Below are 21995 nucleotides of genomic sequence, written 5' to 3' on the forward strand. Positions count from 1 at the left end.
GGCATCACTCCTTGCGTGGGTCCATGGCGTCGCGCAACGCTTCGCCAATAAAATTGAGCAGCATCAACATGACCACCAGCACCAAAAAGGTGGTCAGGGAGAGCCACCACGCCTCAATATTGCCCTTGCCTTGACGTAACAGCTCCCCCAAGCTAGGGGTGGTGGGGGGCACACCCAGACCCAAAAAATCGAGGCTGGTAAGGGAGAGAATGGCCGCCGTAATGCGAAAGGGCAGAAACGTGATCACCGGGGTCATGGCGTTGGGCAGCAGATGGCGAAACATGATGGTGCGGTTGCTGGCCCCCATGGCGCGGGCTGCTTTAACATAGGTCATGCCGCGTCCCCGCAAAAATTCGGCACGCACATAGTCCGAGAGACCCATCCAACCAAACAGAGAGAGCAGCAGCAGCAGCAGCAAAATGCTGGGATCAAAAATACTAGCAAAAATGATCAGCAAATAGAGCTCTGGCATGCCCCCCCAGATTTCGATAAAGCGCTGGGCAATTAGGTCAACCTTCCCCACAAAATAGCCCTGGATCGCCCCAGCCAAAATCCCCAGCACCACCCCCACCAGGGTGAGTGCCAAGGCAAACAGTACCGAAACACGAAACCCATAGATCAGACGGGCCAGCACATCCCGCGCCCGGTCATCGGTGCCCAGTCGGTTGACCGCGTCTGGCGGTGATGGGGCAGGGTGGCTAAGCTGTAGATTGATGGATTGGTAACTGTGGGGATTGGGGGGAAAGAGCACCCAATTGCCCGGTGCGGTCAATTTTTCCAGAATAAAAGGGTCTTTATAGTCTGCCTCGGTCTCAAAATCCCCGCCGAAGCTGGTCTCGGCATAGGTGACAAAGACCGGCGTGTAGTAGCGCCCCTCATAGAAGAGCAACAGCGGTTTGTCGTTGGAGATCAACTCCGCACCCAGGCTTAGCGCAAACAACAGGCTAAAAATCCACAGGGACCAATAGCCCCGGCGATGCTGTTTAAAGCGCAGCCAGCGTTGACGTGTGTAGGGGGTTGGGTGCCAAAAACCCATCGTTAGACCCGCTCCTGGAATGGTATTGCAGAGGGTATGGAACAAGATAAAACAAACGGTTAAAAAAATATCCGCAAGGGTACCGCACCGCGCGAGCGCTGGCCCGTAGCTTGCAATTTAAACCCTGCACGGGGCTGCCAGGGTGGTCTCTGGCTCGGAGAGCAAAAGAGCCGTGCAGCCGCGCGTATTGGGGCCGTTAAGTGTCTCGCTAAGAAGACCAGTCCGCCCACAATGACGCGCTTTGCGTTGGAGTTCAACCATGGATCTAAAACAAAACACCCGCTCAATGCAAGGTGCAGAGTGTGCGCCTGCCCACGCCCACGGTAAAGGGTTTTCGGACAATCATGCTTCATCCAACTACGATAAGCCGTTGAAGGTGCTGTCGATGGATACAGTACTAACAGAGGCCGAAATTGAGCGATTGATTAAAATTTTAGCCCCCACGCTGCCTTAAAGCCGCACCTTGGCTGGTAAAAAAAACCGGGTCAACCCGACGTGAGCGGTGGACCCGCATCCCTTGCGTATCTTATATTTGTAAAAGTAACAAAAAAGGATGCTCTAAAGGCATCTATTTGCCCTCTTTTACAGGTCTTTGTTGATGCCCCAGCAACTGCACATCCTGATTGTTGACGATCAGCCATCCAACTTAAAGGTGGCCCGTGGCCTACTGGCCAATATCTGTGGTGAGGGTGTGCAAATTGATACCGCAGAGGGGGGCGAGCAGGGGGTGCTCATGGCCAGCCAACAGCGCTATGATCTTATTTTTATGGACTGTCGCATGCCAGGTGTGGATGGTGGTGAGGCAACTCGGCGCATCCGTGCCGCTGAACAGAGCAACCATTACCAGCGGGTGCCGGTGATCGCCTTAACGGCTGAGGCGCAAGATCAAGCCCAAAGCACCTGCGATCAGGCTGAGCTGGATGATGTGCTGCACAAACCGGTGGATCTGCATGCCATGCTAGCGGTTCTGCGTATTCACCTGCCCCAACACCCTTGGGGTGTGGCGATACGCCCCCAGGAGCGTATCACGCCATTAACCCCCATACAGCCTGCCCAGATTGATGTGGACGATGCTATGCGTCAAATGGGCTTGCCTGAAGAGGCCTTTGCCGAGGTGGCTCTGGTCATTTTAGAGCAGGTACCAGAACTTTTATCACCGCTGGCGCGAGCGATTCAGCAGGGGCACTTTGAACAGGCCCGCGAGCTGTCGCATATTCTTAAAGGGAGTATGGTCAACGTGCTGTTTCCCTCATTGGCCGGTCTGGCGCTGAGCATGCACGAGGCGATTCGGGCTGAGGACGCAGAACGGGCCTGGAGCCGTTATCAGCGGCTGGCCGATGCCTACGCCCCCATTCTTCAAACCCTGCGTCAGCGTCTGCATTAACCCTGCTGGAGCGTCGGTAGGCTGCCGTCTAAACCAAATTGCAGTTCACACAACTTACGATAGAGCCCAGGCTGAGTGACCAGTGTTTGGTGTGAGCCCCCCTGGATGATCTCTCCCCCATGCATCACAATGACACGATCTGCTCCAATAATGGTGTTCAGCCGGTGTGCAATCACAATGGCGGTACGCCCGACCATCAGCTCCTGTAAGGCGTTTTGGATCAAGCGTTCGCTGATGGTATCCACCGAGCTGGTGGCTTCATCCAAGATCAGCAAGGCAGGGTTAAACACAAACGCACGGGTAATGCCCAACAACTGCCGCTGCCCACTAGAAAGATTGCCCCCCCGTTCGGTCAATCGGGTATTCAGGCCTTCAGGCAGGTCGGCGATAAAAGCCATGGCGCCGGTTTTGTGGGCGGCCTCCTCCACCGCCGCTTGTGGGATAGAAGGGTCGCGCAAGTGAATGTTCTCAGCAATGGTACCGCTAAATAAAAAGGTCTCTTGAGGGACCACCCCCACCGTACGACGCAGAGTAGCCATGGGAATATTTTGCAGATCTTGACCGCCCAGTTGAATGATCCCCTGTTGGGGTTCGTAGGTACGGTTGAGCAGTTTAATGAGGGTGCTTTTACCGGCCCCGGTGGGGCCAACCACTGCGACCTGTTCACCGGGTTCCACGGTCAGCGAGAGATTTTTTAATATGGGCTGCTCGCCATAGGCAAAGCCGACCTCCTGCATCACCAAGCGGGGGCGGGCGGGCAGGGTGAAGGCATGGTTAACTTGGGCGTCCGTGATCTGTGGTTTGCTGTCCAAAAGGCCAAAAATACGTTCCAACGCGGTCATGGCTGCCTGCATGGTGGTAAATTTCCCCGATAGATCCCGTACCGGTTGAAAAACCCGGCGCACATAATCAATAAAAGCCACCAGGGTGCCAATGGTCACGCCGTCGGCGCTGCTCATGCTGGCGCCAATCCAAAATAGCGCTGCGATAACCACGGTAGAGAGTGCATCAATAAAGCTAAATTGGAAGGCTTCCCAAGTGTTGCTCACCAGTGATGAGGTAAAATAAACCTGATTTTGCTGCTCAAATTCCGCATGGTTGCGCTGCTGCCGATGAAACAGTCGTACCTCTTGCTGTCCTTCAATCTCTTCTGTCAGGCGGCTGGCCATGCGGGCCAGCATCAAGCGGTTTTCCCGTTGCGCGAGGCGGCTTTTTTTGGCGGCCAGCAGGGTTCCCCCCACAATCAGGGGCAGTGCCACAACCAGCGTGAGAGAAAGGGTTGGGGCTAACAGCGCCATGCTGATGAGAATGCCCGTCAGCAGCACCACATCGCCAATAAGGTGGATTAAACCCGCGGAGACCATCTGGCTAACCGCCTCCACATCATTGGTAACGCGATTGGTGGTACGACCCGAGGCGTGTTTATTAAAATAGCTGGCATCCAAGCGTAATAAATGGCCAAACAGGTCGCGCCGCAGATCTCGCACCACCCGCTGCCCCAGGGTGGCATTAACCACCGACATGCCATAGCCCGCCAAGGCTTGTAGCAACAACAAAACGCCCAATGCAACCAGCAATCCAGCAAAGCCATCCAGCGTGCCGGGGATGAGGTGTTCATCCACCGCTTGCCTTAACAGTAGGGGTTGCCCTAACTGAATAAGGGTGTTCAAGGGCAAAATGGCGAGGGCCAACAAGACCCAGCGTGTATGGGGTTTGGCGTAACGGAAAAAACGCCGTAACAGATGCAGATCCAAAAAGGCACCATAACGGGTCTCTTCGGTAACGGCTTCGATGGGCGGGGGACTCATGGTTGCACCTCGGGTTGCTCCATCTCTTCCAACTGCTCTTTGCGTTGCATCTCCGTATGCAACGCTTGATAGAGGCTGCTGCTCTGCATAAGCGACTGGTGGTTGCCTGTTTCGCAGATGCGCCCTTGATCCATCAGGTAGATGGTGTCGGCCCGGTGCAGGGCGGCTACCCGCTGACACACCATGACCATGGTGGGACGGTCGGGGCGGTCCAGCAGGGCATTAAGAATGTGTGCTTCAGTACGGGCATCCACCGAACTAAAAATATCATCCAGCAGTAAAATGCGCGGGTTAACCACCAAGGCGCGGGCCAGTGCGGCCCGCTGGCGCTGGCCGCCCGAAAGGGTGATGCCCCGTTCACCGATTAAGGTCTCCATACCTTGGGGCATGCCCTCGACCTCTTCATCAAAAGCAGCATTGCGGGCAGCTTCCCAGGCGCACGCTTCATCTTCGTCGGGCTGACCATAGAGCAGGTTTTCCAGCAGTGGCCGGGAGAACAGCAGGCTCTCCTGCGGGGTCATGGTAAGGTGTTGGCGCAGTTGGGCTTCGGGTACATGGGCCAGATCCACACCATCCAAAAACAGGCTGCCTTGTGGAATGGGATAGGTGCGGCTCAAGCAGCGCAGTAGGGTGGATTTACCACTGCCAATGCGCCCGGCCAAGCCCACAAAGTGACCATGGGGGACCGTTAGGGTAATATCATGCAGGGTCTGTACGGCGGCGGGTTCTGTGCCATCCCCCGCAGCGGTGGTCACCGCGTGGGAGGGTGCGGCCTCTTTACTGCGGGGGGCAATGCGTCGATCCTGCTGGTAGAAAAAATTGAGATGGCGGATCTCAATGGCATAGGGGGTGGTGGGCTCTGGGTGCAGTGCCTGCTGGGGGTGATCGGCGTTGCTGGGGGTGATATCCAGCACCTCGCTCAGGCGGTCGATGGCGGCCAAGCCCCGCTGCATGACGGTAAGGATCCACCCCAGCGCTACGGTGGGTTGAATCATCAGGGTCAGATAGCCGGTAAAGGCCACAAAATCCCCCACCGTCAAGTTGCCCTGTACCACGCCAGGACCACCCACGGCTAAGATTATCCAGGCACCCAAACCGCCGCTAAAGAGCATGAGCGGTTGAAACATGCCTTGCAGTCTGGCGTGATCCTGTTGGGTGGCATAAAGTTTATCGGTCTCTTCGTAAAAGCGTTGGTTCCAAGCATCCTCACGGGCATAGGTGCGAATAACCCCCATGCCCGCCACCGACTCTTGCACAAAGGCGGTTAACCCACCAAAGCGGTCTGCAACCATACGGCTATAACGGTAGAGTCGCTTGGTCAATTGACGGGCGGCTATGACCACAAAGGGCAGGGGGAGTAGCGCCATAAGGGTCAACCAGGGGTTGAGCCAAAGCATGGCAGGCAGCACCAAAATATAGACCAGCGAGGCGTTGGTAAGCTGTAGAAAACCCGGACCCATAAACATGCGCAGGGCCGTAATATCGCCGATGCCCCGGGAGACCAGATCACCGGTACGGGCATGGTCGAAGAGGGGGGCCTCTAGATCTTGCAACTGAGCATGGTAGAGGTTGCGCATATCCCGCTCGACTTCACGGCCAATGCGAAACACATGGGTGCGGGCGCGTATCCGCAACAGCGCCGTGAGCACCGCCAGCAGAGCCAGCAACAGGGCATAGGTTTTGACATCCGTCATCCCCTCGCCGCGCTGAAGGGTGTCGATGGCAAGCTTCATTAAATAGGGGATCAGCGCGGCACTGGCATTGGTGGCAATAAGCAGCAGAAAGCCCCATACAAAGGCGCGTCGGTAGCGCTGATAGTGGGGCAGTAAATGGCGTATCCGATGTAAAAATCGCCCAATGGGCGTTAGTATAAGATTCATGACGCTTTAGGACCTCGCGTAGGGCGACAGGTTCCCTGAGTATAGGCAGAGAGCGGCAGATAGGTAAATGGAAGGCAAAAAAAGGCGGGGGTGGTTTGATGCCAGCCGTTGAAACCTAACGTGCCTACCGGCATGATGGGCGAGTGGGTCAACCGGTGGACTCTGTGGGGCAGGCATGTTTGGTATACTCAATCGACGCGAAATGCTACGGGGTACAGCGGCTACGCTGTTGCTGCCGGGCATCCTAACCTCCGCCCATGCAGGGCAGGTAGCCGAGGATCCCTTGCTGCGTTATCCCTGGCTGGCACAGTGGGCCGGGGCCGATGGGCTAGACGCCCCTTGGTTGCGAGGGGTGTTTCAAAATCTGAAGAAGTATCCCCGGGTGATCCGGGCCATGAATCATCAAGCTGAAGCCAAACCCTTTTATCTTTATCGAGAGCACGTTACCTCGCCTTGGCTCTACAAAAAGGGGCGGGAAGCGTGGCAGCAGCACCGCGCTATGCTGGAAGCCGCAGGGGCACGTTATGGGGTGGATGCCCCCTTTGTCCTAGCGTTGTGGGGGATGGAGAGCCGTTTTGGTCGTAACCAAGGGGAGCATCCGGTGTTGCGCACCCTGTTTACCTTGGCCGTGGACTATCCCCGCCGACAAACCTTCTTTCGCCAAGAGCTGCGCCATTTTCTTATCCTCTGTCGGCAACAGGGCTGGGACCCGATGCTGTTGAAAGGCTCTTATGCTGGTGCCATGGGGCATGTGCAGATGATCCCCAGTTCCCTACGTTATTATGCAGTGGATGGTGATGGCGATGGTCGCTTGGATGTATTTAATAACCCCATGGACGCCACCGCATCCATTGCCCATTATCTGGGTAAACATGGCTGGGAATTAGGGGGGCCTTACCTTATCCCGGTGTACGGCATCACCGATCTAAGTGCCATCAAGTCAGCAAAGGTCAAAGAGATGCAACCTTGGTCAAGCTGGTATGCGCTTGGTGTGCGCACCCGTGGTGAGCCACCGCCAGCGGAACGAGCAATGGCCTTGATCGCCCTAGAGGAGCAGGATGGCCTGCGTTATTATGGGGTTTTTAATAATTTTCGGGTGATATTGGATTGGAACCGCTCCACCCGCTTTGCCAAAGTGGTGGGTGAGTTGGCGGAAGGATTTGTGCTGTGAGCCCAAGCGCGGCCAGCCCACGAATGAGGGAGTTTAGCCGGATGTTAAGAACGCTGTTAGTGGGGGTGTTTTTGTTGGTGCTGGCGGGTTGTAGTGTGACGCCGCCCCCGCCCCCCCCCGTAAGCCAACCTTCGTTACCTGTTCCTCACGTTAAGGTTGGGGAGCCCTATAGTATTGAGGGCATTACCTACCGCCCCGTGCCCACGGCTAGGGGTTATGATGCGGTGGGGGTCGCCTCTTGGTATGGTTCGCAATTTCATGGTAAACCCACTGCCAACGGTGAAATTTTTGATATGCATGCCATGACGGCGGCACATAAAACCTTGCCGTTGCCCTCGATTGCGCAAGTGACCAACTTAAGCAATGGGCGGCGGGTTATTGTGCGCATTAATGATCGGGGGCCCTTTGTCGGGGATCGGTTGATTGACATGTCCTACGAAGCGGCGCGGCGTTTGGGTTTTGCGGTGCAGGGTACCACTAAGGTACGCATTCAAGCCTTGAGTGGCGAGCCCAAGCTACAGCATGAGCCGCAGGATATGCAGGTACCGACAGAGGCCGCCCATCCCGCTACACGAGAGGTGAAGGCACCCATAGTGCAACGCAATGAGGAGCCCCCCATCTCGGTGGCTGAAAATAGACGGCGCACCCAGGCACTGCCTACCCGTCAGGTACTGGTGCAAGTTGGGGCGTTTTCTAATCAAGGAAATGCCCATCGGGTTGTTAAGCGCATTGATCATCTTGGGGCCGCCCGCATAGAACCGGTTCCCAATCAGCAGCCGCCGTTGTATCGTGTCAGGCTGGGTCCGTTGAATGCGGATGGGTCGCTGGATGAGTTGTTAAAAAAATTGGTGGCTTTGGGCTTTCCGAGTAGTCGTCTTATTGACCCCTAGGGTGGGGTCAGATGGCTAGAGTAAAAACCGATCTTTCATCAGATGGAATGGATGAAAACTATGTCTTTTAAGTTGTTGCGTAACACGATGTTGGCTCTAATGGTCACTATTCTGGCTGGAAGTCAGGCCTGGGCCGAAGGGCTACCTTTTCACGTGCGCGCCAAAGCGGCGATCATGGGGGATATTGACAGTGGTGCCATCCTGTTTGATCAAAACAGTGATATGCCGTTGCCACCGGCCTCTTTGACCAAGGTAATGACCCTCTATTTGCTCTATGAAGCGCTGCAAAAAGGGGATATTACCTTGGAGACCTCCATGCCGGTCAGCCGCAACGCTTGGCAGCGGGAAGGCTCTAAAACCTTCGTCAAAGTGGGGGATAAGATCCGGGTTGAGGATCTTATTCGTGGCATCGCCGTGCAGAGCGGTAATGATGCCTGTGTGGTGGTAGCGGAGTATCTGGGGGGCTCTGAAAAGGGTTTTGCTGATATGATGAACGCCAAAGCCGCCGCATTGGGTATGGAGGCCTCTCACTTTGCCAATGCATCGGGCTTGCCCGCGCCGGGTCATCAGAGTAGCGCACGGGATTTTTTTATCTTAACAGCGGCCTTGATGAAGCATTTCCCCGAGTATGCCCACTATGTGCAGCAGAAGGAGTATACCTTTAATGGTATCCGCCAAGTAAACCGCAACCATTTGCTGTGGAAGGATAAATACATTACTGGCCTGAAGACGGGTCATACCAGCGAGGCGGGCTATTGTTTGATCGCCGTGCGGGAAAAAGATGGCCAGCGGCTCTGCTCGGTGGTGATGGGATCCAGCAGTACCGAGGTACGGGAAGAGGAGTCTATGCGTTTGCTGCACTATGGTAATCGCTCGTTTGAAACGGTTAACCTGTTTGAAGCTGGCGCCACAGTACGCACCCTGCGGGTATGGAAGGGCAGCCAGAAAGAGGTGGATGGGGTGATCTATAACCCCATGCGTATTACCGTGCCTAAGCGTCAGCGGGGTGCCTTGGAGGCCGGCATTGTGTTTAATGAGCCGCTGGTTGCTCCGGTGCGGCAGGGTCAAGCGCTGGGTTCTTTGGTGGTTAAGTTAGAGGGGCAAGAGGTCATGCGGCAGCCGGTTGTGGCCAAGAATGAGGTGCCAGAGGGTAATCTTATGGTGGTTTTGTTGGACGCGATCCGTTTGCAGTTGGGCTGGTAGAGCGAGATCTTATTTTCACGGGCCAAATGGTTTTTTTGTTAAGGGGGAGAGGCATGCTTGGGTTATCCTTAACATTTTCTGTTGGTCAGACGGCGAGAACTGGGTTTAGGAGAGTGAATGGTGTTGGAAATTGGAGCGAGCATACCGAGTCTAAGCCTACCTGATCAAAGCGGCGAAGAGCGGTCGTTAAAAGAATTGCTGGGGGAAAAGGGGGCCGTGATCTATTTTTACCCCAAAGATAACACCCCTGGCTGCACCACCGAGGCACAGGATTTTGAGGCTCTCAAGGGTGAATTCGCCGCTAAGGGATATACTATTATTGGCATCTCTAAGGATTCGGTCAAATCCCACACCAATTTCATTAGTAAGTATGATCTAAGCTTCACCCTGCTGGCCGATGTTGAGGTAAAGGGGTGCGAGGCGTTTGGGGTGTGGCAAGAGAAGAAAAACTATGGCAAAACCTACATGGGTATTGTGCGTTCGACCTTTGTGGTGGATGGTGACGGGGTGGTAAGTCACGTTTACAAAAAAGTGCAGGTTAAAGAGCATGCCCAGAAAGTCTTGGCAGCGCTGGGGTGAGTGTGGTTTAAAAAACGGATCACAGGTGCGGGTCGGTTGGGTTTGCTTTGGTAAGAAAGGGTGGCGCGGTGTCTGAAGGAAAAGGTCCATCGATGGAGGAGATCCTCGCTTCTCTGGAAGAGATTCTTGACGAGGCAGAGGATGATCAACACGGCTTGGAGGCTCTGCGTGCCAAGCCTTACCCGAGTATGGCGGTGGGTGGGGAGCCTACTCCCCGTTTTGAGTGGGCCGATGAAGACGATACCAGCGAACAAAATAGGCTTTATATGGCCGATCCGTTTGCCCCCGACCAGGCTGAAGAAGCGGGAGATGGGGCGGTAGCGTCTGAGGATGAGATTGTCGATCTCTCGGGTATGGAGACCGTTGCTGTTGTCGAGGAAGCCGTCGAGGAAGCCGCCGAAGAAGTCGCCGAAGAAGAGGCCGAGGAAGTCGCCGAAGAAGAGGCCGAGGAAGTCGCCGAAGAAGAGGCCGAGGAAGTCGCCGAAGAAGAGGCTGAGCAAGCCGTCGAGGAAGAGGCTGAGGAAGTCGCCGAAGAAGAGGCTGAGGAAGAGGCCGAAGAAGAGGCCGAGGAAGTCGCCGAAGAAGAGGCCGAGGAAGTCGCCGAAAAAGAGGCCGAGGAAGTCGCCGAAGAAGAGGCCGAGGAAGTCGCCGAAGAAGAGGCCGAGGAAGTCGCCGAAGAAGAGGCCGAGGAAGTCGCCGAAGAAGAGGCCGAGGAAGTCGCCGAAGAAGAGGCCGAGGAAGTCGCCGAAGAAGAGGCCGAGGAAGTCGCCGAAGAAGAGGCTGAGGAAGTCGCCGAAGAAGAGGCTGAGGAAGTCGCCGAAGAAGAGGCTGAGGAAGTCGCCGAAGAAGAGGCCGAGGAAGTCGCCGAAGAAGAGGCCGAGGAAGTCGCCGAAGAAGAGGCCGAGGAAGTCGCCGAAGAAGAGGGCGAGGAAGTCGCCGAAGAAGAGGCCGAAGAAGAGGCCGAAGAAGAGGCCGAAGAAGAGGCCGAAGAAGAGGCCGAGGAAGTCGCCGAGGAAGTCGCCGAAGAAGAGGCTGAGCAAGCCGCCGAAGAAGAGGCTGAGCAAGCCGCCGAAGAAGAGGCTGAGGAAGTCGCCGAAGAAGAGGCTGAGCAAGCCGCCGAAGAAGAGGCTGAGGAAATCGCCGAAGAAGAGGCTGAGGAAATCGCCGAAGAAGAGGCTGAGGAAATCGCCGAAGAAGAGGCTGAGGAAGTCGCCGAAGAAGAGGCTGAGGAAGCCGCCGAAGAAGAGGCTGAGGAAGCCGCCGAAGAAGAGGCTGAGGAAGCCGCCGAAGAAGAGGCTGAGCAAGCCGCCGAAGAAGAGGCTGAGCAAGCCGCCGAAGAAGAGGCCGAGGAAGTCGCCGAAGAAGAGGCTGAGCAAGTCGCCGAAGAAGAGGCTGAGCAAGTCGCCGAAGAAGAGGCCGAGGAAGTCGCCGAAGAAGAGGCCGAGGAAGCCGCCGAAGAAGAGGCTGAGCAAGCCGCCGAAGAGGAGGCAGAGGAAGTCGCCGAAGAAGATGCCGAGGAAGTCGCCGAAGAAGAGGCCGAGGAAGTCGCCGAAGAAGATGCCGAGGAAGTCGCCGAAGAAGAGGCCGAGGAAGTCGCCGAAGAAGAGGCCGAGGAAGTCGCCGAAGAAGAGGCTGAGGAAGTCGTCGAAGAAGAGGCCGAGGAAGTCGCCGAAGAAGAGGCCGAGGAAGTCGCCGAAGAAGAGGCCGAGGAAGTCGCCGAAGAAGAGGCCGAGGAAGTCGCCGAAGAAGAGGCCGAGGAAGTCGCCGAAGAAGAGGCCGAGGAAGTCGCCGAAGAAGAGGCCGAGGAAGTCGCCGAAGAAGAGGCTGAGGAAGCCGCCGAAGAAGAGGCTGAGGAAGCCGCCGAAGAAGAGGCTGAGGAAGCCGCCGAAGAAGAGGCTGAGGAAGCCGCCGAAGAAGAGGCTGAGCAAGCCGCCGAAGAAGAGGCTGAGCAAGCCGCCGAAGAAGAGGCTGAGCAAGCCGCCGAAGAAGAGGCTGAGCAAGCGGATGAAAAAGGGACGGTGCCGGATTCAGTCAACGCCGAGGCTATTTTGGCGCTTGCCCGGGAGATTGCCGAGCAGATGATTCGCGAGCAGCTTCCGGAACTTCTGGAGAAAATTATCCGGGAAGAGGTGGAGCGCGTGCGTCGCGGTCAATAGTCCAAACCACCGGTAAATTAAGGCAAAGGGCGCTGATGCCACAGCGCCCTTTGTTGTCGAACTAGGTATCACCTACAGGGCCTATGCCCTTGCCAGAGAAGAGAAGATCCCATGCAGGAAACATCGTTGCCAAAATCCTATGACCCCACCGGTGTGGAACAGCGCTGGTATCAAACCTGGGAAGAGCAGGGGTGTTTTAAACCCAGTGGTCTAAGTGCGGCCAACGCCTACTGCATCATGATCCCCCCCCCCAATGTGACCGGCAGCCTGCATATGGGGCACGCTTTTCAAGATACCATCATGGATGCCCTGATCCGCTACAACCGCATGCAGGGGCATAATACCCTGTGGCAGTGTGGGACCGATCATGCCGGCATCGCCACCCAAATGGTGGTGGAACGGCAACTCGAAGCCGAGGGTAAAAGCCGCCACGATCTTGGCCGCGATGCCTTTATTGAACGGGTTTGGGAGTGGAAAGCCAGCAGTGGTAACACCATTACCAAACAGCTCCGCCGAATGGGGGCTTCCTGCGATTGGAGCCGTGAACGCTTTACCATGGATGACGGACTCTCCGAGGCGGTCAAAGAGGTGTTTGTTCGCCTCTATGAAGAAGATTTAATCTACCGTGGTAAGCGCTTGGTCAACTGGGACCCGGTGTTGCACACGGCGGTTTCGGATCTGGAAGTAATCAGCGAGGAAGAGCAGGGCCACATGTGGCACATGCGCTACCCCATGGTCGAGGGCGATGGCTTTTTGGTGGTGGCAACCACTCGACCAGAAACCATGCTGGGGGATAGCGCCGTGGCGGTGCATCCCGAAGACGCGCGCTACCAGCATCTGATCGGCAAGCAGGTGGTGTTGCCCTTGACGGGTCGCACCATTCCTGTGATCGGGGATGACTATGTTGATCCTGAGTTTGGTTCTGGCTGTGTCAAGATCACACCAGCCCACGATTTTAATGACTATGAGGTAGGCAAACGGCACAATCTGCCCCAAATGAGCATCTTTACCGTGGATGCCTGCATCAATGAGGATGCCCCAGCCCGCTACCGGGGAATGGATCGCTACGAGGCGCGTAAACGCATTGTGGAGGATCTGCAAGAGGCAGGTTTGCTGGAAAAAATAGTCGACCACAAACTCATGGTGCCCCGTGGTGACCGTACCAAGGCAGTCATTGAGCCGTTGTTGACCGATCAATGGTTTGTGACCACCGCCCCCTTGGCCGCTGAGGCGATTAAGGTGGTGGAAGAGGGGCGCATTAAATTTGTACCGGAAAACTGGTCCAAAACCTATTTTGAATGGATGCGGAATATTCAAGATTGGTGCATCAGTCGCCAGATATGGTGGGGCCACCGCATTCCCGCTTGGTATGGTCCCGATGGTCAGGTGTTTGTCTGCCGCACCCAAGAGGAAGCGTCCCAAAAAGCCAGCCAGCACTACGGTAAGCCGGTGGCGCTAACCCAAGATAATGATGTGCTGGATACCTGGTTCTCATCGGCACTATGGACCTTTTCGACCCTGGGTTGGCCAGAAAAAAGCCAAGAATTGGCCTCTTTTCACCCCACAAACGTGCTGGTTACAGGTTTTGACATTATCTTTTTTTGGGTAGCCCGCATGATTATGATGGGGCTGAAATTTACCGATGAAGTGCCCTTTCATACCGTCTATGTGCATGGTCTGGTGCGCGATGGCGAGGGGCATAAAATGAGCAAATCCAAGGGTAATGTCTTGGACCCGTTGGATCTGATCGACGGTATTAGCTTGGAGGATCTGGTGGCCAAGCGTACGCGGGATATGATGCAGCCCCATCTGGCCAAAAAGATTGAAAAACAGACCCGTAAAGAGTTCCCCGATGGCATCGCCGCCGCAGGTACGGATGCCTTGCGCTTTACCTTGGCATCGTTGGCGACCCAGGGGCGGGATATCAAGTTTGACCTGGGACGGATGGAGGGCTACCGTAATTTTTGCAATAAGTTATGGAATGCCTCGCGCTTTGTGCTCATGAATGCAGAGGGCCAGGATTGCGGGCTGGAACGGGTGGATCTGCCCCTATCGGTGACCGATCAGTGGATTGTGAGCAAATTTCAGCGCACCGCCCGGGATGTTACACAGGATATTGAAAATTATCGCTTTAGCGATGCGGCCAATACGCTCTATCAATTTTTGTGGGGCAGTTATTGCGACTGGTACTTAGAGATGGTGAAAACCACGCTCTATGATGAGAACGCCGCAGAGGCGGCCAAAGCGGCGGTACGGCACACCATGGTTGGGGTGTTGGAGGCCTCCTTGCGGCTGCTCCATCCGTTGATGCCCTTTATTACCGAAGAGTTGTGGCAAAAGCTGGCCCCTCTGGCGGGCAAGCCCGCAGGTAGCATTATGCTGGCCCCTTGGCCCGAGGCCGATGAAGGCCGTATTTTAGACCAAATTGAGAGCGAAATTGACTGGGTGCAGCGCTTTACCAGCACCATTCGTGGTATCCGTAGTGAAATGGATATCCCTCCCAGCAAAAAGATCCAGGTCTTGGTGCGTGGTGACGACAGTGCGGTGGCCCGTCTGCGGCGCCATGTGAGTACCGTTACCGCCCTGGCCAAATTGGAGGGGTGGGCGGTGTTGCAGGATGAGGCTCCGCAAGGCTGCGCCACGGGGGTGTTGGAGGATATGCAGCTGTATATCCCCATGAAGGGCCTCATTGATGTGGCCGCCGAGAGCGCCCGTTTGCAAAAAAGCTTGGATAAGCTGGATGCCGATTGGCAGCAAGTCACAAGAAAACTGAGCAACGAAAATTTTATTGCCAAGGCCAATCCCGAAGTGGTTGCCAAAGAGCGGGATAAAGCCAATGAACTGATGGAAAAAAAGCGTGCCGTGCAGGAGGCTCTAACACGCATTCAGGCCATGGCATAGGGCGTGCTGTTTAAAGCAATTGCCCAGGGGCTAGGGCTTGTGTCACAATTGGTGCGTGGCTTTTATCAACCAACCCAGGTCTTAAGAGTTTGGAAATATGACCCCTATCTGGTCCGATATTGTACGCAGTGCCTTGGCCGAGGATATTGGCCGTGGTGACATTACCACCAACACTTTAATCCCAGCGGGTAAAGAGGCCGAGGCGGTGCTTATTGCCCGTGAAGAGCTGGTGGTTTGTGGTCTACCGGTGGTCTCTGAGGTGTTTAAGCAGGTTGACTCCCGCATTGGTATTCTGCCGGAGGCCTCGGATGGTGCGGGGGTGATGGCAGGTAATACCATTTTTACTCTGCGTGGTCCGGCCCGAGGCATTTTAACCGGGGAGCGAGTGGCACTGAACTTTTTTCAGAATCTCTCGGCAGTGGCCAGCCTTACCTCGCAGTTTGTGGAGAAGGTGGCGGGCACGGGATGCCGCATTGTGGATACCCGTAAAACGGTTCCGGGTATGCGGTTGCTGCAAAAATACGCGGTTAGGGTAGGGGGTGGGCACAACCATCGCATGGGGTTGGATGATGGTGTGTTGATCAAGGAGAACCATATTGCCATGGCAGGCAGCATTCGTGAAGCGGTGGCAGCCATGCACTCCTCCTTGACCCATTTGCACCGTATTGAGGTCGAGTGTGAAACCTTGGATCAGGTGGTCGAGGCGTTGGAAGCCGGTGCCCATATTCTACTGCTGGACAATATGACCCTGGAACAGATGCGCGAAGCGGTTAAGATAAATGCTGGGCGTACCATGCTAGAGGCCAGTGGTAATGTAACCCTAGAGACCGTGCGTGACATTGCCGAAACCGGGGTGGATATGATCTCATCCGGTGCTCTGACCCACAGTGCGGGCAATAAGGATGTCTCGCTTTTGGTGCGTTTCTAAACGGGCCGCGTAGGTCGTTTACCAAGCCCCACCGGTTTGACCTGTGGGGCTTTTTTGTGCAAGGGTGGAAAGGTTGGACCTGTTGCGTGAGGGGATGGTAGAGTAATGCGCCGCTTGGGTTTTTAGGGGTTGGGGGCTGAGCACATGGTGGAAAAAATGGCTAAGGGAGCCCTTTCGTCGTTGGATGAAAAACTGGTGGCTTTATTGGTGGCCCATGGCGAAATTCCCTGTAGTGGTGCGGCCATCGGTGCGGGGCTGGGTATCTCACGGGCTGCGGTGTGGAAGCATATTCAAGGTTTGCGGCAGAGAGGATATCGCATTGAGGCGCTGCATCGTCGGGGTTATCGGTTGTTGGGTGAGCCAGATTTTCCATCGCTGGAGCGCATGCAGCCCTATTTAACGGCGCTCTCCCTGCTGCACCCTAAACAGGCCTATTTTTTTGCTGAGACGGACTCCACCAATGCCCGTGCGTCACAGTTGGCGCGGGATGGCGCCCCAGAAGGAACCCTCTGCTGTGCCGATGCCCAGAGCGGTGGGCGGGGTCGTATGCAGCGGGTGTGGGTTTCGCCAGCGGGTGAAAATCTCTATTTTTCTGTGGTGCTTAAACCGGCCATTGCGCCCAACGATGCCGCGCAAATTACCCTTCTAGCGGGGCTAGCTTTGGCACAAACCCTGCGGGATGATCTCCACATTGAGGATCTCTATCTGAAATGGCCCAACGATATTTTGATTGGTGGGCGTAAGGTGGCGGGCATCCTGACCGAGATGATGGCCGAACCCGAGCGGGTGCGCTATATCGTGGTGGGGGTTGGTGTTAATGTTAATGGTCGCGTGGGGGATATGCCGGCTGATTTACAGTGCATCGCCACCACGCTGCGGGAGAGCAGTGGTAGAAGTTTTGACCGCAGTCAATTGCTGGCACGCTTTTTAGACCGCTTAGGTTATTGGTATCGGCAGTTTTTGCAGGGAGGTTTTGCCCCCCTGCGGGAGTCATGGTTGCAGTATGGTGATATCCAGGGCCGACGGGTGAGGGTGAATTTTTACGCGGAATCCTTTACGGGCGTTGCAGAGAGCATGGATCAAAACGGTTGCCTGCTGGTGACGCGGGATGATACGGGTGCCCTAACCACGGTGGTGGCGGGTGATGTCAATCTATTATAGGGTTTTGCTCATGTGGGTGGGGATCATGCCCGGTTGGGGAGGACGCCATGCTATTGGTGATGGATGTTGGTAATACCAATATTGTCTTAGGGCTGTATGAAGGGGATCAACTGGCCCACTCGTGGCGCATTGCCAGCCGCATAGAGCGTACCGGTGATGAGTATGGAATACTTCTTGCGAACCTGCTTCAATTAAAGCAGGTGGATGCACACGGCATTAACGGGGTGATCTTGGCCAGTGTGGTGCCTCCCATCGGTTCAGCCTTGGTGCGCGCAGTGCGGCGCTATTTAGGGTTGGAGACGTTGGTGGTGGGGGCAAGTATGAAATATGGTTTGCCCTTGTCCGAGGAGAGCCCTAGCGGGGTTGGTGCGGACCGGCTGGTCAATGCGGTGGCGGTGTTTGACAAGGTTGCTCATGCGGCCATTGTGGTGGATTTTGGCACGGCCACCACCTTTGATTTAATTGGCGAACAGGGTATTTATCTGGGCGGGGCCATTGCGCCGGGATTAAATTCATCGTTGGATGCGCTGTTTGAAAAGACGGCCAAGTTACCCCGCATTGAGCTGTTTCATCCAGAGCGGGTGATCGGTAAAACCACTGAAGAGGCCATGCGTTCGGGTCTTTATTGGGGTTATGTTGGGCTGGTCGATGGTATTATTGAGCGCATGAGAGTCGAGTCGGGCTTTGCCAATATCCATGTTACCGCCACGGGCGGATTGGCTAAGTTAATTGCCCGGGATAGTCGTTGCATTGATGATGTGGATGATATGTTGACCTTGACGGGTCTGCGGCTGCTGTATCAACGAAACCGGTAAGCGAAATGGGTATCACTCTACCGATGGACAATCTTTCTAACATGCTAGGCCGGGTTCTACCTTGGTTTGTGGCAGCCATCTTAGCGGTGACGGCGGTGGCCTTCTTATGGAATGGCATGCATGCTCGCCAGGATGATGGGCCAGATGCCGTGTGGAAAGGTCCAAACCCGGTTGTGGCGCGTGCCATGGCACTACCTGAACGTATGCTGGTGGAACTTGAGGGTATGGGGGAGCGTCCTAAGCGGGCTGATAAGCCTGTGGAGGCTAAACCGCCAGTGGTTGAGTCAAAACCCGTTGAGCCACGGATGCCTCCGCCAAGCATGGTTAATAGCATGCCCAAGACGCCACCGAAACCGTTGGTGCCGGTGGCGGGTAGCCAATATATTGTGCAGGTGGGCAGCTTTGTCTATGAATTTGGTGCTGGGCAGTTGCTTGAGCGCTTGCAAAGCCGTGGTTATGAATCCACAGTGCTCGAAGCGGTGGAGATGGTTACGCTTAATCAAGTACAAGCGGGACCTTATGACGACCTGGAAGCGGCCAAGGAGAGTGAGGTAAAGCTCATGGCGGGTGGTTTTCGGGTAACGATTGAAAAAAACTGGCAGGGCTTAATTATTCCCGTTGGTGAGTCGATGCAATTGGGCGATGCCATTAGTATTATGGATAAGGCGGAACAGCTCTATGTGCGACCTTTGCGGGTGGTTAAGATAGAATCCACTCAAAAGCTTTATAAAGTGGTGATGGGGCCTTACAAGGACGAGGCCGAGGCAAAGGGTGTGGCCTCGCGCTTGGCTGATCTAGGAATGACCTCTCCTTTGATTAAAATTTGGTATGGTGGTACGGATTTAAAAGAGGGTTGGCGAGCCACGCAGCCCAAATCGTGAATTCGCATAATGCTTAAAAAACATTCACATAGCGGTATGGCGTTTTTTTTTACACAAAAACGTTGACTTCCCGCCACCCATTTGTAAAATAGCATCTTCTCAACGATGGCGAGGTAGCTCAGCTGGTTAGAGCACAGGATTCATAATCCTGGGGTCGGGAGTTCAAGTCTCCCTCTCGCTACCAAATAAAAACAAGGGGTTGGCCTTTCAGGCTGGCCCCTTTTTTTATGAAAAAGGGGGGGGTGTAAGCCCTTTGTCAGCGGTAAGTTGTTACGTGAAATCGGCAGATAATGGGTGAGTGCGGGTTATGGCCCGCAAAACCAAGCGCATCTGTAACGGCTCATCTCCTAAAGGACAGGGGGAGAGTCCGCTTCAATCCACGCAGCATATCCACGATGCGAAAAAGGTATTCTGTTGGCGAATGCCCCGCCTGTTTTATTGTCAAGGTTGGGCCAAAAGCGTCCGCCTTAAGCAGGGTAGCTGCTTTAAAATCAAAATATGAAGAGAAAAACCGCGTTTTTATTTAATCTATTTTACACACACCATCTCTGCTTTGTGGCGTGCCAATGTGGGACATAAGCAATCGTTAGCATGTTGACCAGCGTTATACCCTGTTGCAGGATGGGCGTACCTTTCTCACTCTATTGCCCCAGAACCTTCGATGAAGGAGCTGCGGGCGCCACTTTCCCACGTCGGACCTCTTCTCATAAACCATGGATGTTTCAAAGGGTTGTCTTGGCATAAAGAGGTGTCGCGAGCAACGGGTCGTGGAGGTCGCGCGTTGCATGTTGATCTTAATGTCATACATACCCAGCAAAATTGTGATCAAGCAAAAGAGTGAGGAGGTCGCATGTTGTCCGAGCCAACACTCCCTAGTCCCAAAATCAAATGTAAAAGAGCAGGGGTGATTATTGGTGATAAATGCTCGTCTTACTTTAAAGATGTCTTTTACACAGGACAGCGACCAAAACCACTGTTATCCTGCTTAACTGGGAGAAGACGCTTGGTCGGGTTGTTTTCACTAAATTTACGTAGTAACGACCAGTTTATGTTTAAGAAATAGCCCTGTACGACGCTTAGCTCCTGTAGGATAGGGCATCTTTTGTACCGATGCCCAATCGCTTTTAAGAACGGCTGGGCGTATAACACATGTAGGATTGTGGTAGCGCTATCTAGTAAATGCCTTAACGTTTTGCTATATTCGGGCACGGTTTGCCCGTACAATTTCACACTTTCAGGTGCTAAAGAGAAGGTCGGACCATGTTTAACAATTTACGACTGTGGGCCAACATTATGATTGGCATGGGGTTCGCCATCGCCTTTGTGGTGATTGGGCTGATCGTGACCGGTCTAAACAACCTGGAAGGGGTGATTTTGCGTTCAGAAGAGGCTCAACTGCGGGAACGTGCCGAATCTGTCATTACTCAAGTCCAAAGTGAAACCCGCTTGGCTCAGGCGCTCAGCGCCTTGGTTGCCCATATCCCTTTGGTGCAGGAAAAATTTGAACAGGGAGATCGCGCTTGGTTGGCTCAGCAGTTGGAACCCGCTTATCAAGTGATCGCCCGAGATTTTGGCGCAAAACAGTTTCAATTCCATACCCCCCCAGCGTTCTCCTTCTTGCGGCTGCATAAGCCAGAGAAATTTGGCGATGACCTCTCATCATTTCGTCATATGGTGGTAAATACCAATGAAAAAAAGAGCGCTAGCCAAGGGTTAGAGAGCGGTGTGGCCGGTTTAGGGGCGCGGGGCATTGTGCCAGTTTTCCATGGGGAAAAACATCTGGGTTCGGTAGAGTTTGGCATGTCCTTTGGCCCAGCTTTTTTCACCGCATTTAAGCAAAAACATGGGGCCGATGCCGCCCTTTATCTGTTTAAAGAGGGAAAATTTATTACCTTCGCCTCAACCATGCCCGAGGCGCTGTTGCAGCCGCAGGAGCTTAAACAAGCCTACGCAGGCAAACGGGTCTATACCCGCCGAGCCTTCAATGCTACCCCCTATGCCATTTATGGCACCATGGTGAAGGATTACTCGGGCACGCCACTGGGGGTGGTCGAAATCGCGATGAACCGTTCGGCACATGTGGCCGCCTTTGCCAAAGCGCGCAATCAAGCCTGGATCATTGGGGGTTTGGCGCTGCTGGTGGGGCTCTTGCTGGCGTTGTTGACGGCGCGGGCGTTGGGGCGGCGTATCCGGGCGTTGGTGCAGGGCGTCAACCTGTTGGCCGAAGGCAACCTCACCGTTTCACTGCCCAGCGATGGCCAAAATGAGATTGCCGAGCTGGGCCGCGCCACCGAAGAGATGCGCAGCTATCTGCATGATCTGGTATCAAAAGTTGAGCATAATGCATCGGCTGTAAACCATGCCAGCCGTGAGATCGCCACCTCCGTGGAGCGCCAAGCGGCAACCTCTAGCGGTATGTCGGCCTCGGTCGCGGAAATTACCTCCACCATGGAAGAGTTGTCGGCGTCATCCTCACAAATCGCTGAGTATTCTGAAAAGGTGGTGGTTATTGCCAACCAAACCTGGGAAAGTAGTAAAGAGGGCTCCCTTGCGATGCAGTCCATCGTCACCAAGATGGAGGATATTAAGAGCGATAACGAGAAAAGTTTGGCCGAAATTGTTGATCTGGGAAGTAAATCCAAAGAGATCAGCAAGGTTATGGAAATTATCAATAACATTGCCGATCAGACCAAATTAATCGCCTTTAATGCCGCGCTGGAGGCCTCCAGTGCCGGTGAATCGGGGCAACGCTTTGGCGTGGTGGCTGCTGAGATCCGCCGTCTGGCCGATAGCGTGACCGAGTCCACCAGCGAAATTGAGCGAAAAACCCGTGAGATCCAGGACTCCATCAGCCGTTTGGTGATTACCTCAGAAAAGGGTGCATTGGGTATTACTGAGGGCATGCGTGAATCTTTTCAGACCGCCACACGACTCAATGAATTGGTGGATGCTGCCAGCCGTTCAACCAAATCGGCCAAGCAGATCTCTCTTTCGACCCAGCAGCAGAAGACCGCCAGCAGTCAGGTGGTGGTGGCCTTGCGGGAAATAGTGACCGCCAGTAGCAACACGGCAGATGCGGTGGAGCATATCGCCCAGATCGCTAACCAGATGACCGATGTTTCTAGTGAACTTAAAGCACAAGTCGGTCGTTTCATTTTACATGAGGATCAACATAGCCATTAAAATGGCATGGCTATTTTGC

The 21995-nt window shown here is 54.8% G+C and carries 16 protein-coding genes and 1 tRNA gene; 14 read left to right on the plus strand and 3 right to left on the minus strand.

Features of this window, described 5'->3' with window-relative positions:
- Positions 1–4 precede the first annotated feature (4 nt).
- Positions 5–1036, minus strand: a complete 1032-nt coding sequence (locus MMC1_RS07480; RefSeq protein WP_011713127.1) for an ABC transporter permease — start codon at positions 1034–1036, stop codon at positions 5–7.
- Between the two features lie 259 nt (positions 1037–1295).
- Here MMC1_RS07480 and MMC1_RS07485 point away from each other — a divergent pair, with 259 nt between their 5' ends.
- Positions 1296–1490: a hypothetical protein gene (locus tag MMC1_RS07485; RefSeq protein WP_041640972.1), complete on the plus strand. Its 195-nt coding sequence runs from the start codon at positions 1296–1298 to the stop codon at positions 1488–1490.
- Between the two features lie 144 nt (positions 1491–1634).
- Positions 1635–2420: a response regulator gene (locus MMC1_RS07490; protein WP_011713128.1), complete on the plus strand. Its 786-nt coding sequence runs from the start codon at positions 1635–1637 to the stop codon at positions 2418–2420.
- Here MMC1_RS07490 and MMC1_RS07495 read toward each other — a convergent pair.
- Entirely contained in the window at positions 2417–4228 is a 1812-nt protein-coding gene (locus tag MMC1_RS07495) for an ABC transporter ATP-binding protein (protein ID WP_011713129.1), read from the minus strand. The two genes, MMC1_RS07490 and MMC1_RS07495, sit on opposite strands and share 4 nt — an antisense overlap.
- Positions 4225–6108, minus strand: coding sequence for an ABC transporter ATP-binding protein (locus MMC1_RS07500; protein ID WP_011713130.1), 1884 nt, complete (start codon positions 6106–6108; stop codon positions 4225–4227). Before MMC1_RS07500 ends, MMC1_RS07495 begins: the two co-directional genes overlap by 4 nt.
- A 175-nt stretch (positions 6109–6283) precedes the next feature.
- On the opposite strand from MMC1_RS07500, the gene MMC1_RS07505 reads away from it, so the two are divergent.
- The 12 genes from MMC1_RS07505 to MMC1_RS07565 all read left to right on the plus strand — a co-directional run bounded on the left by MMC1_RS07505 (position 6284) and on the right by MMC1_RS07565 (position 21976).
- On the plus strand, positions 6284–7279 hold the full coding sequence (locus tag MMC1_RS07505) for a lytic murein transglycosylase (protein WP_011713131.1): 996 nt from the start codon (positions 6284–6286) through the stop codon (positions 7277–7279).
- A gap of 41 nt (positions 7280–7320) precedes the next feature.
- Positions 7321–8169, plus strand: a complete 849-nt coding sequence (locus MMC1_RS07510) for a septal ring lytic transglycosylase RlpA family protein (RefSeq protein ID WP_011713132.1) — start codon at positions 7321–7323, stop codon at positions 8167–8169.
- A gap of 60 nt (positions 8170–8229) precedes the next feature.
- A complete protein-coding gene (locus MMC1_RS07515; RefSeq protein ID WP_041640974.1) occupies positions 8230–9372 on the plus strand; it encodes a D-alanyl-D-alanine carboxypeptidase family protein in 1143 nt (380 codons plus the stop codon).
- Positions 9373–9489: 117 nt separating this feature from the next.
- The gene (gene bcp, locus MMC1_RS07520; protein ID WP_011713134.1) at positions 9490–9951 is read left to right on the plus strand and encodes a thioredoxin-dependent thiol peroxidase; all 462 of its coding nucleotides are present in this window, start codon (positions 9490–9492) and stop codon (positions 9949–9951) included.
- A gap of 92 nt (positions 9952–10043) precedes the next feature.
- Positions 10044–12107, plus strand: coding sequence for a hypothetical protein (locus MMC1_RS22355; RefSeq protein ID WP_011713135.1), 2064 nt, complete (start codon positions 10044–10046; stop codon positions 12105–12107).
- A gap of 126 nt (positions 12108–12233) precedes the next feature.
- Complete coding sequence (locus MMC1_RS07535) at positions 12234–15008, plus strand: valine--tRNA ligase (protein ID WP_041642147.1); 2775 nt, start codon at positions 12234–12236, stop codon at positions 15006–15008.
- Between the two features lie 97 nt (positions 15009–15105).
- Positions 15106–15936 (plus strand): carboxylating nicotinate-nucleotide diphosphorylase, encoded by an 831-nt coding sequence (nadC, locus tag MMC1_RS07540; RefSeq protein ID WP_011713137.1) that lies wholly within the window; start codon positions 15106–15108, stop codon positions 15934–15936.
- 156 nt (positions 15937–16092) lie between these two features.
- Entirely contained in the window at positions 16093–17097 is a 1005-nt protein-coding gene (locus MMC1_RS07545) for a biotin--[acetyl-CoA-carboxylase] ligase (RefSeq protein ID WP_041642150.1), read from the plus strand.
- A gap of 47 nt (positions 17098–17144) precedes the next feature.
- Positions 17145–17912: a type III pantothenate kinase gene (locus MMC1_RS07550; RefSeq protein ID WP_011713139.1), complete on the plus strand. Its 768-nt coding sequence runs from the start codon at positions 17145–17147 to the stop codon at positions 17910–17912.
- A 5-nt stretch (positions 17913–17917) separates the two neighbouring features.
- Positions 17918–18793 (plus strand): SPOR domain-containing protein, encoded by an 876-nt coding sequence (locus tag MMC1_RS07555; RefSeq protein WP_081436232.1) that lies wholly within the window; start codon positions 17918–17920, stop codon positions 18791–18793.
- 107 nt (positions 18794–18900) lie between these two features.
- Positions 18901–18977 (plus strand) — tRNA-Met (locus tag MMC1_RS07560).
- 1076 nt (positions 18978–20053) lie between these two features.
- Positions 20054–21976, plus strand: coding sequence for a methyl-accepting chemotaxis protein (locus MMC1_RS07565; protein WP_011713141.1), 1923 nt, complete (start codon positions 20054–20056; stop codon positions 21974–21976).
- The last annotated feature ends 19 nt before the right edge of the window (positions 21977–21995 follow it).

Source organism: Magnetococcus marinus MC-1 (assembly GCF_000014865.1).
In the GTDB taxonomy this organism is placed as follows: domain Bacteria; phylum Pseudomonadota; class Magnetococcia; order Magnetococcales; family Magnetococcaceae; genus Magnetococcus; species Magnetococcus marinus.